At 64.7% G+C, this 15,098-nt stretch carries 14 protein-coding genes; 8 read left to right on the top strand and 6 right to left on the bottom strand.

Annotation, left to right across the window (positions count from 1 at the left end):
* Window positions 1-8 precede the first annotated feature (8 nt).
* Entirely contained in the window at window positions 9-485 is a 477-nt protein-coding gene (locus tag CQ050_RS22685) for a DUF4863 family protein (RefSeq protein ID WP_105559078.1), read from the bottom strand.
* Between the two features lie 180 nt (window positions 486-665).
* On the opposite strand from CQ050_RS22685, the gene CQ050_RS22680 reads away from it, so the two are divergent.
* The 5 genes from CQ050_RS22680 to CQ050_RS22660 all read left to right on the top strand — a co-directional run bounded on the left by CQ050_RS22680 (window position 666) and on the right by CQ050_RS22660 (window position 6,741).
* On the top strand, window positions 666-1,574 hold the full coding sequence (locus CQ050_RS22680; protein WP_105559077.1) for a helix-turn-helix transcriptional regulator: 909 nt from the start codon (window positions 666-668) through the stop codon (window positions 1,572-1,574).
* 226 nt (window positions 1,575-1,800) lie between these two features.
* A complete protein-coding gene (gene boxC / locus CQ050_RS22675) occupies window positions 1,801-3,459 on the top strand; it encodes a 2,3-epoxybenzoyl-CoA dihydrolase (protein WP_105559076.1) in 1,659 nt (552 codons plus the stop codon).
* A 21-nt stretch (window positions 3,460-3,480) separates the two neighbouring features.
* The gene (gene boxB, locus CQ050_RS22670; RefSeq protein ID WP_105559075.1) at window positions 3,481-4,908 is read left to right on the top strand and encodes a benzoyl-CoA 2,3-epoxidase subunit BoxB; all 1,428 of its coding nucleotides are present in this window, start codon (window positions 3,481-3,483) and stop codon (window positions 4,906-4,908) included.
* Window positions 4,909-4,962: 54 nt separating this feature from the next.
* Window positions 4,963-6,216 carry a benzoyl-CoA 2,3-epoxidase subunit BoxA gene (gene boxA / locus CQ050_RS22665; protein WP_105559074.1) on the top strand — a complete coding sequence of 418 codons (1,254 nt, stop codon included), beginning with the start codon at window positions 4,963-4,965 and terminating at the stop codon, window positions 6,214-6,216.
* 81 nt (window positions 6,217-6,297) lie between these two features.
* Window positions 6,298-6,741, top strand: coding sequence for a MaoC family dehydratase (locus CQ050_RS22660; RefSeq protein ID WP_105559073.1), 444 nt, complete (start codon window positions 6,298-6,300; stop codon window positions 6,739-6,741).
* A gap of 59 nt (window positions 6,742-6,800) precedes the next feature.
* Here CQ050_RS22660 and CQ050_RS22655 read toward each other — a convergent pair whose 3' ends face one another.
* From CQ050_RS22655 to CQ050_RS22645, 3 genes are all read right to left on the bottom strand, one after another.
* Window positions 6,801-7,787, bottom strand: coding sequence for a TRAP transporter substrate-binding protein (locus tag CQ050_RS22655; protein ID WP_105559072.1), 987 nt, complete (start codon window positions 7,785-7,787; stop codon window positions 6,801-6,803).
* Between the two features lie 165 nt (window positions 7,788-7,952).
* Complete coding sequence (locus CQ050_RS22650; RefSeq protein WP_105559071.1) at window positions 7,953-9,146, bottom strand: acyl-CoA dehydrogenase; 1,194 nt, start codon at window positions 9,144-9,146, stop codon at window positions 7,953-7,955.
* Window positions 9,147-9,275: 129 nt separating this feature from the next.
* A complete protein-coding gene (locus CQ050_RS22645; protein ID WP_105559070.1) occupies window positions 9,276-10,958 on the bottom strand; it encodes a thiamine pyrophosphate-binding protein in 1,683 nt (560 codons plus the stop codon).
* 170 nt (window positions 10,959-11,128) lie between these two features.
* Between CQ050_RS22645 and CQ050_RS22640 the strand changes: the two genes are divergently transcribed.
* The 3 genes from CQ050_RS22640 to ybaK are packed head-to-tail and all read left to right on the top strand — an operon-like array spanning window position 11,129 to window position 13,571.
* Window positions 11,129-12,043, top strand: a complete 915-nt coding sequence (locus CQ050_RS22640) for a LysR substrate-binding domain-containing protein (protein ID WP_105559069.1) — start codon at window positions 11,129-11,131, stop codon at window positions 12,041-12,043.
* Window positions 12,044-12,048: 5 nt separating this feature from the next.
* Window positions 12,049-13,029 (top strand): site-specific tyrosine recombinase XerD, encoded by a 981-nt coding sequence (xerD, locus tag CQ050_RS22635; RefSeq protein WP_105559068.1) that lies wholly within the window; start codon window positions 12,049-12,051, stop codon window positions 13,027-13,029.
* A 53-nt stretch (window positions 13,030-13,082) separates the two neighbouring features.
* On the top strand, window positions 13,083-13,571 hold the full coding sequence (ybaK, locus tag CQ050_RS22630; protein ID WP_105559067.1) for a Cys-tRNA(Pro) deacylase: 489 nt from the start codon (window positions 13,083-13,085) through the stop codon (window positions 13,569-13,571).
* A gap of 29 nt (window positions 13,572-13,600) precedes the next feature.
* Here the strand turns inward: ybaK and CQ050_RS22625 are convergent, their stop codons facing one another.
* On the bottom strand, window positions 13,601-14,317 hold the full coding sequence (locus tag CQ050_RS22625; RefSeq protein ID WP_233214241.1) for a GntR family transcriptional regulator: 717 nt from the start codon (window positions 14,315-14,317) through the stop codon (window positions 13,601-13,603).
* Between the two features lie 49 nt (window positions 14,318-14,366).
* Entirely contained in the window at window positions 14,367-14,885 is a 519-nt protein-coding gene (locus CQ050_RS22620; protein WP_105559065.1) for a V4R domain-containing protein, read from the bottom strand.
* Between the last annotated feature and the right edge of the window lie 213 nt (window positions 14,886-15,098).

Here is a 15,098-nt window from a genome sequence, read left to right as displayed (position 1 = left end):
GCGAGGGCCTAGCTGTCGGGCCGGGTGAATTCAATGGCGCCGCCGGGCAGCAGGTACAGCACCAGCGCGCGTCCTTGCGTGACGGTCGGGCGATGCGCGCTGCCTGGGCCGTAGACCAGCCAGCCGGCGCCATGCCCATCGAACCGCGCGTCGGCGGTCAGCGGCATGATCAAATCGATTTCACCGTTGGGATGGGCGTGGTGGGGGCCCGCCAGGTCGTCCATGTCGACGACGTCCACCGAACAGCCGGCCAGGTCTTCGGCGGGCTTGATCACGCGGCCATAGCGGATGCCGCCGCCTTCTCGATTGCACATCCAGCCGTCGGCCACGCCTTGTTTACAGGCGGCGAAGATGTTCTGGTACAGGGCGCTTTGCGGGCCGGCTTCGCGGTTCAGCCGCGCCGCCAGCCCACCGTCCAGCGGCTGGCCCGACAGCAGGCGCGTGGCCTCGCGCATCAGGGCATGGAATTGATCTGGCGTGCTCACCGGGACTCCTCCTTTACACTGTCGGCGCCTAAGACGCGGCATGAAATCAAGTGCTGCTTTTTTGCACACCTAGGCGGCTCGGAACTGCTTTGAGGAAAAATAGTGCTTCCATCGAATTGGGTCAAGCACTATAGTGCATAAAACTAGGCTTATCAGGGTATTTGCGGAGTCAGCCAAAACATGAATCAAGCGCTAGACGCGGCGCCAGCCGAACCCAGGCGGGAAGCTTTCCTGGTGGCATTGGGCGAGCGGGTGCGCCGCCTGCGGGCCATACGCGGCATGACGCGCAAAGGCCTGTCCCAGGTCACCGGCGTGTCCGAGCGCCATCTGGCCAATCTCGAGCACGGCGTCGGCAACGCCTCGATCCTGGTGCTGCTGCAGATCGCCCGCGCATTCAACTGCGCGCTGGCCGAACTGGTCGGCGACGTCACCACGGAATCGCCCGACTGGCTGCTGATCCGGGAGTTGCTCAGTGGCCGCACGGAATCCGACCTGCAGCGGGCCCGCGAGGCCCTGACCCAGCTGTTCGGCGTGGGGGCGGGCGCGCAACGTCCCAACCGCACGCAACGGGTGGCGCTGATCGGGCTGCGCGGCGCCGGCAAATCCACGTTGGGCCAGATGCTGGCCGACGACCTGGGCTTCCCCTTTGTCGAGCTGAACCGCGAGATCGAACGCGTGGCCGGGTGCAGCATCCTGGAAATCCATAATCTCTACGGTCCCAACGCCTACCGCCGCTACGAACGCCGCGCGCTGGAAGAGGCCGTGCAGATCTATCCGGAAATGGTGCTGGCCACGCCCGGCGGACTGGTCTCGGAACCGGCCACGCTGAACCTGCTGCTGGCGCATTGCTATACGGTCTGGCTGCGCGCGACGCCCGAAGAACACATGGGCCGGGTGATGGCCCAGGGCGATTTCCGCCCCATGTCGGGCAACAACGAAGCGATGTCCGACCTGAAGCGCATCCTGGCGGGGCGCGAAGCGTTCTACGCCAAGGCGGACCTGACCTGGGTGACCAGCAACCTGGAGGTGCAGGAGAGCTTCGCCGGTTTGCGCACCCAGGTCCGCAAAGCCTGCGGCCTGCCGTTATAGCCGCTTGTATCGGCGAAGCCGGTCTTGCCCGGCGGCGGCCGATGCCCATGAAGGCCGCCCGACGAGGCGGCCTTTTCACGTCCGGCGTCGGATTCGCACCCCGACAGTGAATCTGCACTTTTATGCATGTCTTGCTTGACGCGTATTTTTTCCTGCACTAATCTGCACAATAATTCATGTGATGCAGTATTTTTCCTGTCCAGCAGGGCGTACGAGGAGACACACCATGAGCAGCACCATCAACCGGGTCGATTTCCGGACGCAACCCGAGCGCTACCGCCATTGGCGCCTGACGTTCGACGGCCCGGTCGCCACGCTGGCCATGGATGTGGCCGAAGACGGCGGCCTGCGTCCGGGCTACAAGCTGAAGCTGAACTCCTACGACCTGGGCGTGGACATCGAACTACACGACGCCTTGCAGCGCATCCGCTTCGAACATCCCGAAGTGCGCAGCGTGGTCGTGACCAGCATGAAAGACCGCATTTTCTGTTCCGGCGCCAATATCTTCATGCTGGGCCTGTCCTCGCACGCCTGGAAGGTCAACTTCTGCAAGTTCACCAATGAAACCCGCAACGGCATCGAAGACGCCAGCCGCCATAGCGGCCTGAAGTTCATCGCGGCGCTGAACGGCGCCTGCGCCGGCGGCGGGTATGAATTGGCGTTGGCCTGCGACGAGATCCTGCTGGTCGATGACCGCTCGTCTTCCGTGGCGCTGCCCGAAGTGCCGCTGCTGGGCGTGCTGCCCGGCACGGGGGGGCTGACCCGCGTGACCGACAAGCGCCGCGTGCGCCACGATCACGCCGACATCTTCTGCACGCTGGTTGAAGGCGTGCGCGGCCAGCGCGCCAAGGACTGGCGCCTGGTGGACGACGTGATCAAGCCTGCGCGCTTCGAGGCTGCCGTGCGGGAACGGGCGCTGGCGCTGGCCGAAGGCAGCGACCGTCAGCCCGGCGAGCAGGGCATTGCGTTGACGCCACTGCAGCGCACTGAAAGCGCGGGCCGTCTTTCATACCAATACGTCGACATCCAGCTGGATCGGGAAAAGCGCCAGGCCACCTGGACGGTGCGCGCCCCGCAAGGCCCCGTGGAATCCGAGTTGGCGGACATCATTGCCGCCGGGGCCGCCTGGTGGCCGCTGCAGATGGCGCGCGAACTGGACGACGCCATCCTGTCCATGCGCACCAATGAACTGGATATCGGCACCTGGGTCCTGAAGACGGAAGGCGATGCGCAGGCCGTGCTGGCCGCCGATGCCGCGCTGCAACGTCATGCCGGCCATTGGTTCGTGCGCGAAACCGCCGGCATGCTGCGCCGCACGCTGGCGCGCCTGGACGTGACGTCGCGCAGCCTGTTCGCCTTGATCGAGCCGGGTTCCTGCTTTGTCGGCACATTGCTGGAACTGGCGCTGGCGGCGGACCGCAGCTACATGCTGGACAGCGAAGACGAATCCGCACCCGCGCAGATCGTGGTGGGCGAACGCAACTTCGGCGCGTATCCGCTGGTGAACGGCCAAAGCCGTCTGCAGCGCCGCTTTTATGAAGAGGCCGCGCCGCTGGAAGCCGTGCGTGCGCGCGCCGGGCAACGCTTGTCGGCCGCCGATGCGCTGGCCCTGGGTCTGGTGACCTTCGCGCCCGACAGCATCGACTGGGACGACGAGGTGCGGATGGTGCTGGAAGAACGCCGCGCGTTGTCGCCCGACGCCCTGACCGGCCTGGAGGCGAACCTGCGCTTCGGCGGCCACGAAACGATGGAAACCCGCATCTTCGGCCGCCTCACGGCATGGCAGAACTGGATTTTCAACCGTCCCAATGCGGCCGGCGACAAGGGCGCGCTGAAGCTATACGGCAAGGGCGAACAGGCCGCGTTCGACTGGAACCGGGTCTGATAAAGAACAAGGAGCGAGACAATGTCTGGAATCAACTACACCGATAAGATCCCCAATAACGTCAACCTGTCCGGCGACCGCACCTTGCAACGCGCGTTGGAGCATTGGCAGCCGAACTACCTGCAATGGTGGCAGGACATGGGGCCCGACGGCTCGCACGGCTTCGACGTCTACCTGCGCACCGCGGTCAGCGTCGAGCCCGATGGCTGGGCCAACTTCGACCACGTCCGCATGCCCGATTACCGCTGGGGCATCTTCCTGGCGCCGCAGGACGGACAGCGCAAGATCCATTTCGGCGAGAACATGGGGCGCGACGTCTGGCAGGACGTGCCTGGCGAGCACCGTGCCAACCTGCGTCGCATCATCGTCACGCAGGGCGACACCGAACCGGCTTCGATCGAACAGCAGCGTCACCTGGGACTGACCGCGCCGTCGCAGTACGACCTGCGCAACCTGTTCCAGATCAACGTCGAAGAAGGGCGCCACTTGTGGGCGATGGTGTACCTGCTGCACCGCTACTTCGGCCGCGACGGACGCGAAGAGGCCGACGCGCTCTTGCAGCGCAGTTCGGGCGATTCCGACAATCCGCGCATTCTTGGCGCGTTCAACGAGAAGACGCCGGACTGGCTGGCCTTCTACATGTTCACCTACTTCACCGACCGCGATGGAAAATTCCAGTTGTGCGCGTTGGCCGAATCCAGTTTCGATCCCCTGGCCCGTACCACCAAGTTCATGCTGACCGAAGAAGCGCACCACATGTTCGTGGGCGAATCGGGCATCTCGCGCGTGATCCAGCGTACCTGCGAAGTGATGAACCAACTGAAAACGGATGACCCGGAAAGCGTGCGAGCCGCAGGCGTGATCGACCTGCCGACCATCCAGCGCTACCTGAACTTCCACTACAGCGTCACCATCGACCTGTTTGGCGCGGACCAATCGTCCAACGCCGCGATCTTCTACGGGTCGGGGCTGAAGGGCCGCTACGAGGAATCCAAGCGCACCGACGACCACCAGCTGAAGCACGACACCTATCGCGTGCTGACCGTGAACAACGGCAAGCTGAATGAGATTGAAGTGCCCATGCTGAACGCCTTGAACGAAGTGCTGCGCGATGACTTCATCCGCGATTCCGTGGCCGGCATCGGGCGCTGGAACAAGGTCATCGAGAAAAGCGGCATTCCGTTCCGTCTGCATGTGCCGCACAAGGCGTTCAACCGCCAGATCGGCACCTTGGCCGGCATCCCCATGTCGCCCGAAGGCGAGATCCTGTCGGAAACCCAATGGCAGGCCAACAGCCACAAGTGGCTGCCCACGCCAGAGGACCGCGCGTTCGTCGCGTCGCTGATGGGACGCGTCACGGAGCCCGGCAAGTTCGCCAACTGGATCGCGCCCCCCGTCATGGGCATCAACCGCCAGCCCGTGAATTTCGACTACGTCCGTTTCAACTAAGGCGACAGGGCGGCGTGCTGGCACGCCGCCCGCCAGCGCATTGGGAAGACTGCGATGAACGCCCCACTACCCGTACAAGTGCTGAAGCAGCATCTGATCGATCCCGAGATCTGCATCCGCTGCAACACCTGTGAAGAGACCTGTCCGGTCGACGCGATCACCCACGACTCGAACAATTACGTGGTGGACCCCGATATGTGCAACGGCTGCATGGCGTGCGTGCCGCCATGCCCCACGGGGTCGATCGACAACTGGCGGCTGGTGCTGCGCGCCGACGCGTATTCGGTGCAAGATCAACTGGGCTGGGAGGAATTGCCGCTGGAAAAGGCATTGCCGGCAACGCCCGATACCGGTGGCGGCGTGGAACCCGCCGCGGTCGTGCCCGATGCCGCCGCGCCATCTCCGGCGCCTGCCACTTCGTTTTCGCAGGCCGGCGCGTCGGTGCCGCCGTGGTCCGCGGCGCACCCCTACGTCAACCTGTACACGCACAAGACGCCGATGACGGCCACCGTCGTGGGCAACTACCGCGTGACCGGCGCCGACACCGAAAGCGACATCCATCACATCGTGCTGGATTTCGGCGAACTGCCGTTTCCAGTGCTGGAAGGGCAATCCATCGGCATCCTGCCGCCGGGCGTCGATGCGCAGGGGCGGCCGCATCACGCGCGCCAGTATTCGCTGGCCAGTCCGCGCGATGGCGAACGCGCGGGCTACAACAACCTGTCGCTGACGGTCAAGCGCGTGACCGAAGACCACGGCGGCGGCGCCGCGCATGGGGTGTGTTCGAACTACCTGTGCGATCTGGCCAAGAACGACACCGTGCAGGTGATAGGCCCGTTCGGCCATACGTTCCTGATGCCAAACCATCCCCGTGCCAATCTGATCATGATCTGCACGGGCACGGGCTCCGCGCCGATGCGCGCAATGACCGAACGCTACCGCCGCCGCATCGGCACCGGAGAAAACGGCCGTCTGATGCTGTTCTTCGGCGCCCGCACCGAACGCGAACTGCCGTATTTCGGCCCGCTGATGAAGCTGCCTCGCGACTTCATCGACATCAACCTGGCGCTCTCTCGCGAGCCGGGGCAACCCAAGCGCTACGTGCAGGACCTGATCCGCGAACGCGGCCCCCAGGTACGCGACCTCCTGTCAGACCGCAACACCTGCATTTACGTATGCGGCTTGAAAGGCATGGAAGTCGGCGTGCTGGACGCCTTGCGCGATGTGACGGTGCAATCGGGGCAGGATTGGTCTATCCTGCATGATGTGCTGCGCCGCGAAGGGCGCCTGCATTTCGAGACGTACTGAATCCTATAACTTGAGCGTGACACACGTGAAAAACGGCGCGCCATGGCGCGCCGTTTGCGTTGGTCAGGGGGAAAACCAAAGATGAAGTTCGCCGATTTCAAGGACGGCATGTTGATCAAGGCTGGCCCGGTCACCATCACGGAGGCCGAAATCCTGGAGTTCGCACGCAAGTTCGATCCCCAATGGTTCCATACCGACCCGCAACGGGCCGCGGAGGGGCGTTGGGGCGGGCTGATCGCCAGTGGCTGGCATACCTGCGCGCTGGCCATGCGCATGGCGGTGGACGCCGCCCTGCATGATTCCGAATCGTTTGGTTCCCCCGGCCTGGGCGAAGTGCGCTGGCGCACCCCGGTGCGGCCAGGCGACACCTTGCGCCTGGAAGCGCGGGTCCAGGGCGCGCGCACGTCGTCCTCGCGTCCCGACCTGGGCATCATCACGTGGGCGTGGACCGTCATCAACCAGCACGACGAAGGCGTGCTGGAATTGGACGCGACGAGCCTGTTCGACTTGTCAGGCGAAAACTAGGCACCGGGGGGGCGCTTGTTCGCCCCGCCCGATCCGCGTCGTCCGCGCCTGTAGCGCCTTCAGCGCTTGGCGCCCCGCTTCAAAATGCTTGCCGCGTCGGGGCCGACCGCCGTTTTCCATGCCTGCACCGAATCCGCGGCGGCATCCCGCAGCGCACGGCGCACGGCGGACGGCACCGTGGTATTGATCGCAACGCCATTCTTGCGCATGTTGGCGTAGTTCTGTTGCAGGCGGCCCTCGATGCGCTTCCATTGCTCGGTTTCCGTCTGCGCCGCGGCTTGGTCGATGGCGCGCCGTGACCGCTCGTCCAGCGCCTGATAAGCCTGCAGATTCATCGTTGCGACGGAAATCGGCATCGCATAGTTGATCTCGGCGAAGTGGGGCAGGTGTTCCCAGAGTTTTCGTCCGGCTCCCCCGTCGCCAGACGAGAGCACGGCGTTCACGTCGCCGGCAACGATGCGCGGCATGGCGTCGGCAAACGAAATGTTCTCCGCGCGGGCCCCGGCCTTTCGCATCACTTCCTGCGACGTCGCGTCATAGGTGCGGATGCTCAGGCCCTTCAGCGCCGCCAGGCCATCGATCTTCTGTTTGGACCAGATGCCGGAAGCGGGCCACGGCGTGGTGTAGAGCAGCTTCTGTCCATGGGCCGCCAGCAACTTTTCGTAGGCGGGCCGCGCGGCCTTGTTCAGGTTGCGCGCCTTGGCCAGCGAGTCCGCCAGGAACGGCAGGGACGACACGCCGAACAAGGGATACTTCGTGGCCAGCGCGCCCGCGAACGCATCGCCGGCATCCACTTTTCGGGTTTCCACGGCGTCGATCATGTCGCCGGATTTGATGCCCTTGGACGCGTCGTAGGTGGCGTCGATGACCACGTTGCCTGCCGATTTCGCACGGACCAGATCCGCGAAGGTAGACACGCCTTGCCCCGGCATGGACGTCGCCGGGTATTCAGTGGTCATCGTCAGGGTGGTGACGGCATAGGCGCCCTGGCCGACAAAGGCCAGGGTAAGACCCGCCATCAGGCGGAGGGATGAGCGGACGTGCATTCGCGACTCCAGGTCGGGGAAAGTGCACAAAGCGTACGGCGTGTGCAAGCCCGCGCCTATACGGGCTAACGGCAATGCGTCCCGCGATGTATCGCCGTTCAGTTCGTTGAAGGCAAAAAAAACCGCCCCAAGGGGCGGTTTTGTCGGCGATGGCCGGTCAGGCGATCAATAGAACGCCTGGATGCCAGTCTGCGCGCGGCCCAGGATCAGGGCGTGCACGTCATGGGTGCCTTCGTAGGTGTTGACCACTTCCAGGTTCACCAGGTGGCGGGCCACGCCGAATTCGTCGGAAATGCCGTTGCCGCCCAGCATGTCGCGGGCCAGGCGGGCGATGTCCAGCGCCTTGCCGCAAGAGTTGCGCTTCATGATGGACGTGATTTCGACGGCGGCGGTGCCTTCGTCCTTCATGCGGCCCAGACGCAGGCAGCCCTGCAGCGCCAGCGTGATTTCGGTCTGCATGTCGGCCAGCTTCTTCTGGATCAGCTGGTTGGCGGCGAGCGGGCGGCCGAACTGCTTGCGATCCAGTGTGTACTGGCGAGCCGTGTGCCAGCAGGCTTCAGCGGCGCCGACAGCGCCCCAGGCGATGCCGTAGCGGGCGGAATTCAGGCAGGTGAACGGACCTTTCAGGCCGGACACGCCAGGCATCATCTGGTCTTCCGAGATCTCGACTTCGTCCATGACGATTTCGCCGGTGATCGACGCGCGCAGGCCGACCTTGCCGTGGATGGCCGGGGCCGACAGGCCCTTCATGCCCTTTTCCAGGATGAAGCCGCGGATCTTGCCGTCGAACTCGCCGCCGACGCATTTGGCCCACACGACGAACACGTCGGCGATGGGGGAATTGGTGATCCACATCTTGTTGCCGGAAACCTTGTAGCCGTCGGACGTCTTGACGGCGCGGGTTTCCATGCCGCCGGGGTCGGAACCGTGGTTGGGTTCGGTCAGGCCGAAGCAGCCGATCCATTCGCCGCGCGCCAGCTTGGGCAGGTACTTCTGCTTTTGTGCTTCGCTGCCGAATTCGTTGATCGGCACCATGACCAGCGACGACTGCACGCTCATCATCGAGCGGTAGCCGGAGTCGATGCGTTCGACTTCGCGGGCGATCAGGCCGTAGCTGACGTAGTTCATGCCAGCGCCGCCGTAGGCTTCAGGGATGGTGGCGCCCAACAGGCCGAGTTCGCCCATTTCCGAGAAGATTTCCGGATCGGTCTTCTCGTTGCGGAAGGCGTTCAGCACGCGGGGGGCAAGCTTGTCCTGCGAATAGGCATGGGCGGCGTCGCGCACCATGCGTTCTTCTTCGGTCAGTTGCTGGTCCAGCAACAGGGGATCTTGCCATTGAAAAGAAGGATTCGAGGACATGCTGGGTCTCCGCTATGGATTTCCGTATTCGGAATCTAGAAAGTTTAAACCTAAAATAATTCGGGCGGCAAGTTGGGGTTTGCACGGCAACGCGCAAGCGTGTTGCCGGCCGGGCCGCCCGGTCTGGTATCAGTGCTGGGCTTTGAGCGCCGCGTCGCGGATCTTTTCCAAGGTCGTCGACGGGGTAATGGTTTCCGGATCGATGAAGCAATGCAGAATCGCCGGTTTGCCGCTGGCCAGCGCCCGTTCGAAAGCCGGGCCGAATTGTTCGGTGGTTTCGACGCGTTCGCCGTGGCCGCCGAAGGCGCGCGCGTAATCGGCAAAGTCCGGGTTCTTGAGTTCGGTCGCGGACACGCGGCCGGGGTAGTGCTTTTCCTGGTGCATGCGGATGGTGCCGTACATGCCGTTGTCGACCAGCACCACGATGATGGGCAGGTCGTACTGAACGGCCGTGGCGAATTCCTGGCCGTGCATCAGGAAGCAGCCGTCGCCGGCAAAGCAGACGACGGTCTTGTCGGGCCACACGCGCTTGGCGCCAACCGCCGCCGGCAGGCCGTAGCCCATCGAGCCCGACGTGGGCGCCAATTGCGTGCCGAAACGGGTAAAGCGGTGGAAGCGGTGCAGCCACGTGGCGTAGTTGCCGGCGCCGTTGGTCATGATGGCGTCGGCCGGCAGCGTCTTTTCCAGATAGGCCATGACCTGGCCCATTTGCAGCGCGCCCGGCGTGGTGATGGCGTCCGGGTCGCTCCATTTCAGGTACGACTCGCGCATGGCTTGCGTGCCTTCGGCCCACACGGGCTTGGCCGGCGCCTTCAGGCCGGCCAGCGATTCCGCGAACGCGGCGGGCGACGTGTTGATGGCCAGGTTGGCGCGGTACACGCGGCCCAGTTCGGCGGTGTCGGGATGCACGTGCACGAGCTTTTGCTTCGGCACCGGGATGTCCAGCAGCGTATAGGCCTGGCTGGGGTTTTCCGACATGCGGCCGCCCACCAGCAGAATCAGGTCGGCGTCGGCCACGCGCTTGAGCAGCGCCGGGTTGATGCCCAGGCCCACGTCGCCGATGAAGCAGGGGTGGTCGGCCGGGAACAGCATCTGGCGGCGGAAAGACACCGCCGTGGGCAACGCATGGCGCTGCGCGAAGTCGGCAAACTGCTGCACCGCGCGGGCATCCCAGCGCGTGCCGCCCAGGATGGCGACCGGATTCTTCGCGCCAGCCAGCAGTTTTTCCAGATCGGCCAATTGGCCGGCCGTGGGGGCGGATTCAATCAATTCGTAACGCGGGGCGTCGGCCACCTTGGCGGCTTCGACCAGCATGTCTTCGGGCAGCGCGATCACGACGGGGCCGGGGCGGCCCGACGTGGCAATATGGAAGGCGCGCGAGATCAGTTCGGGAATGCGTTCGACCTGGTCGATCTCGGTGACCCACTTGGCCTGCGTGCCGAAGACGGCGCGGTAGTCCATTTCCTGGAAGGCTTCACGTTCGCGCATGCCGCGTTCGATCTGGCCCACGAAGAGGATCAGGGGGGTGGAATCCTGTTTGGCGATGTGCACGCCGGCCAGCGCGTTGGACGCGCCCGGGCCGCGGGTGACCATGCAGATGCCGGGTTCGCCGGTCAGCTTGCCGTGGGCGTCGGCCATCATGGCCGCGCCGCCTTCCTGGCGGCAGACGGTGACTTTGATGTCAGCGTCGTGCAGACCGTCCAGCACCGCCAGGTAGCTCTCGCCGGGAACGCAGAAAACATGTTTGACGCCCTGGGCGACCAGTTGGTCGACCAGAATGTGACCGCCAAGGCGGGAATCTTGCTGGAGCATGGTGGGGTGTCGTGGGTAGCCGAGGATAAGACTCCCGAGCATATGTTCCTTGATCGCACAACGCAATTGATAAAATTGCACAATCTATTGATCCCCCGGCACGTAGTGCCCTGTTGCGCCGCCGCAAGCGGCGCGCCCGGCCCAGGCCGGTTTCAGGCTGTCCCCGCCCCATGAGAAACGGCATTCCCAATCTGAGCGCGCTACAGGCGTTCGAAGCATCGGCCCGGCTGGGCAGTTTTTCCCGCGCCGCCGAGGAACTGTCCCTGACGCATAGCGCCGTCTACCGACAGGTGGCCAGCCTGGAATCCCGGCTGGGGGTGCAGCTGTTCACCCGGGTGCGGCGGCGGATCGTGCTGACGGACCATGGGGCGGAATACGCCGGCCGGATCCGTCACCATCTGGACCAGATCGAAAAAGACACGTTCGGGCTGGTCAGCCGCACCGGCATGGGCCGCAGCATCCATATCGCGGTGGTGCCCACGCTGGCCACCACGTGGCTGATCCCGCGGCTGGCGGATTTCCAGCGGGAACACGCGGACATCACCGTCAGCTTGTCGGTGCGCACCTTGCCGTTCCAGTTCAAGGATCAGCCTTTTGACGGCGCGCTCTACCATGGCGACGGCCTGTGGCCCGGCACCCAGGGCGGGCTGCTGTTTCCCGAACGCGAATTGGTGCCGGTATGCGCGCCCGAGCTTGCGGCCCGGGCGGCGTTGGCGGCTGACACCGGTGTCAGCGCGCTGGCGGGCATGACCCACCTGCATCTAGCGTCGCGGCCGGACGCCTGGCGGCAGTGGTACGGCGCCAACAGTCATCTATATGGTCCGCAGGCGGCGGGCGGGCCCCGCTACGAACTCTTCACGATGGTGATGGCGGCAGTGCAGGCCGGGCTGGGCGTCGGCTTGATGCCGCGCTTCCTGGCGCAACCGGCGCTGGACCAGGGCACCCTCAAGATGCCGGTGCCCCAGTCGTTGACGGTCAGCCAGGGTTACTACTTTGGTTATCCGCAGCGCAGCGAGCGTTCCGACGCGCTCAAGCTCTTCGAAAGCTGGCTGAAGTCCGCCGCCGCAGGCGTTGGGGAAAGGTGAACCGCATGTCAGACGCCCGTCCACCGCTGGCTTCCCAAGCCGATATCGACGCTTTCATCGACGCTGTCTGGCTGGAGGATGGCCTGTCGGCGAATACGCTGGCCGCCTATCGCCGCGACCTGACCGGGTTTGCGCGCTGGCTGGAAGACCCGCAGGCCTACGCCCGTGAAATGGCCGACCGCTACGGCGACGCCGGCAACGCCCTGCCTGCCGCGGGGCCGGCCAAACCCCTGAACGAGGCCCAGAAGGCCGACATCGAAGCCTGGTTTGCTTTCCGCCACGAAGAAACCCGCGCCACCACGGCCAACCGCCGGCTGGCCGCACTGCGCCGCTTTTACGCCTGGGCCTTGCGCGAACATCGCGCCGACCGCGACCCCTGCCTGACGCTCATTGCCGCCAAACAGCCGCCGCGCCTGCCCAAGACCTTGTCTGAACAACAGGTGGATGCCTTGCTGCGGGCGCCTAACCTGGGCCAGCCGCGCGGCGTGCGCGATCGTGCCATGCTGGAAACGCTGTATGCCACCGGCCTGCGGGTGTCGGAACTGGTAAGCGTGCGCGCGCTGGATGTCAGCCTGAACGAAGGCGTGGTGCGCGTCGTGCTGGGCAAGGGCGGCAAGGACCGCCTGGTGCCGCTGGGCGCCGAAGCGGCGCATTGGATCGACCAGTACCTGAAGACTGCCCGTCCCGAGCTGGCGGCTGGCCGTCAAAGCGATGCGCTGTTCATCACCGGCCGCGCTGAAGCGATGTCGCGTCAGGCCTTCTGGCAACTGGTGAAGAAATATGCGCTGCTGGCCGACATCCACGCGCCGCTGTCGCCGCACGTGCTGCGCCATGCGTTCGCCACCCACTTGTTGAATCACGGCGCCGACCTGCGCGTGGTGCAGATGCTGCTGGGCCATGCCGACATTTCCACCACGCAGATCTATACCCATGTGGCGCGCGAACGCCTGAAGGCGCTGCACGCCGCGCATCACCCGCGCGGCTAGCCGCGTTCGCCCGCTGCCTTACACTTTTCGTTTTTTCCGATTGACGCCGACCCATGAGCAAAGCCCGCCACGTTTCTGAAACGCCCGCCACCCAGTTGCTGAAGCAGAACAAGGTGGCCTACACGGAACACACCTACGACTACGTGGACCACGGCGGCGCCGGCGAAGCGGCGCGCCAGCTGGGCCTGGATCCGCATGCGGTGGTCAAGACGCTGGTGATGGAAGACGAATCCGCCAAGCCGCTGATCGTGGTCATGCACGGCGACCGCGAGGTCTCCACCAAGAACCTGGCGCGTCAGGCGGGCTTGAAAAAGGTCGAGCCGTGCAAGCCCGAGGTGGCGCAGCGGCATTCCGGTTACCAGGTCGGCGGCACGTCGCCGTTCGGCACGCGCAAGAAAATGCCGGTGTGGGTCGAAGCCGACGTGCTGTCCTATCCCGTGGTCTATATCAACGGCGGCAGGCGGGGTTACCTGATCGGCATCGACCCCAACGTGCTGGTCACGGTGCTGGGTGCAAAGCCGGTGTCGGTGGCGTTGGAATAAAGCGGGGAAGGGCGTTGCGGGCCGGCCGGTCAAAACGCCCTGGTCGCGGCGCTTGGTTCCGATGCCGATGGCTCCAGCATCTTTTGGTAGGCGCTGTAGTAACAGGCCGCCGCCGCGCGCGCGTGGCCCAGCATGCGGACTCGCACCAATTCGGTGTCGCCGGATAAAAAGGCTTCGTATAGTCCGCGCATGCCTTGCAGGATGATGCTGCGGACCTGCTCGTCGTCCATTGTCACCAGCCGCACCACCTGCACGTGGTCGATGTAGCGGGATATCACCACGGCCAGTTCGCGGTTGGGCACCATGGTCAGCCAGGCCCAACGAAAGTGCGCGTTGCGCCGCATGAATTCGTCGATGTCGGTACGCGCGTGCGCGGCTTCGGCCTGCTCCAGCGCCTCTTTCATTTCTGCCAGGCCCTTGGGGCCGGCGTGCACTGAGGCCGACGCCGCCGCCGCGGGTTCCAGCAGCGTCCGGATCTCGAAGATCTCGTTCATTTCCGCCAGCGTGAAGCGGCGCAGCACGAAGCCGCGCGCCGTGCCTTCAAGCAGGCCCTCGCTTTTCAATTGCATCAGCGCTTCGCGCACCGGCATGCGCGACACCTCGAGCTCTTCGGCAATATCGTGATCCACCAGCCGGTCTTCCAGGCGGATCAGCCCCATCTGTATGCGCTCGCGGACGATGCCATACACCCGCTCGCGCAGGTTCGGCTTGCGCGCCTCGTCTCTGGTTCTGCTTGTCGCCTTCATTGCCATCCGCTTTGCCTTGACGGCCTTGTTCGCTGAATCGTCGGTTTGTTTACTTGCGTAGCCCCGGGCTCGCATCGCGGCTTGCCTGGAATTCGCAGCAGGGCGCGCCCATGCTGGCGCACCGGGTCTCGCGATACGTGTTGGCATGGCCCGCGACCAGTGCGCTGACGGCCTCCAGCATACCTGTAATCGCGTGGCAGACCGGGCGGTCAGACCCCGCCACGGCGGTCGCAAAAGGGCTGTTTTTTACCGTCAGTACGGGCAGGTCTGCCTCGTCCAGCCGCAGTTGCCAGACGCCCCAGCCCAGATCGGCGGCCGCCTGCGCCATCACTTGCAGGAAAGGGCCAGGGTCCCGCGCGCCACTGGCCTGATAGGCGCGCGCCGAGGCGCCGCCATGGTCGCGTACCGATGCTTTCAAGCTGGCCAGGGCCTGCTCGCGCTGGGCCGGGGGCAGGGCGGTGAACAGCCCCATCAGCACGTCGGCGCGCAGCATGACGTAGCGGCGGTCGGCATCCAGGATGGCGCCCGCGTCGTGGTCCCACACCAGCCGTTCTTGAAGTTGTCCCATTGCGTTATTCCCACGTCGTTCGCGCCGATCGCGCCGTTTTGGGGCGTCGCGATGCAGCGTCTTACCCCGGGGTTACCCTAAACAATATATTGTTTTTAGTGGCTATAAGCCGCTGATACTAGGGTAAATAATTAGTTTAAAGTTCAAGTACTAGTGCTTAAATTCACAACAGTATACTGTTCGCGCGGCGGTGCCGGGCGCCTTTGCAACGAT

The sequence above is a fragment of the Achromobacter sp. MYb9 genome, assembly GCF_002975275.1.
GTDB lineage: Bacteria > Pseudomonadota > Gammaproteobacteria > Burkholderiales > Burkholderiaceae_B > Achromobacter.
Note: the sequence above shows the minus strand (reverse complement) of the source record. Positions and strands in the feature narration are given on the sequence as shown.

Coding starts and splice junctions, on each gene's coding strand:
- boxC (WP_105559076.1), top strand. CDS start 1,801: ATGAGCAGCACCATCAACCGGGTCGATTTCCGGACGCAACCCGAGCGC.
- CQ050_RS22625 (WP_233214241.1), bottom strand. CDS start 14,317: ATGAAGGCGACAAGCAGAACCAGAGACGAGGCGCGCAAGCCGAACCTG.
- boxB (WP_105559075.1), top strand. CDS start 3,481: ATGTCTGGAATCAACTACACCGATAAGATCCCCAATAACGTCAACCTG.
- CQ050_RS22655 (WP_105559072.1), bottom strand. CDS start 7,787: ATGCACGTCCGCTCATCCCTCCGCCTGATGGCGGGTCTTACCCTGGCC.
- xerD (WP_105559068.1), top strand. CDS start 12,049: ATGTCAGACGCCCGTCCACCGCTGGCTTCCCAAGCCGATATCGACGCT.
- CQ050_RS22640 (WP_105559069.1), top strand. CDS start 11,129: ATGAGAAACGGCATTCCCAATCTGAGCGCGCTACAGGCGTTCGAAGCA.
- CQ050_RS22650 (WP_105559071.1), bottom strand. CDS start 9,146: ATGTCCTCGAATCCTTCTTTTCAATGGCAAGATCCCCTGTTGCTGGAC.
- CQ050_RS22660 (WP_105559073.1), top strand. CDS start 6,298: ATGAAGTTCGCCGATTTCAAGGACGGCATGTTGATCAAGGCTGGCCCG.
- CQ050_RS22620 (WP_105559065.1), bottom strand. CDS start 14,885: ATGGGACAACTTCAAGAACGGCTGGTGTGGGACCACGACGCGGGCGCC.
- boxA (WP_105559074.1), top strand. CDS start 4,963: ATGAACGCCCCACTACCCGTACAAGTGCTGAAGCAGCATCTGATCGAT.
- ybaK (WP_105559067.1), top strand. CDS start 13,083: ATGAGCAAAGCCCGCCACGTTTCTGAAACGCCCGCCACCCAGTTGCTG.
- CQ050_RS22680 (WP_105559077.1), top strand. CDS start 666: ATGAATCAAGCGCTAGACGCGGCGCCAGCCGAACCCAGGCGGGAAGCT.
- CQ050_RS22645 (WP_105559070.1), bottom strand. CDS start 10,958: ATGCTCCAGCAAGATTCCCGCCTTGGCGGTCACATTCTGGTCGACCAA.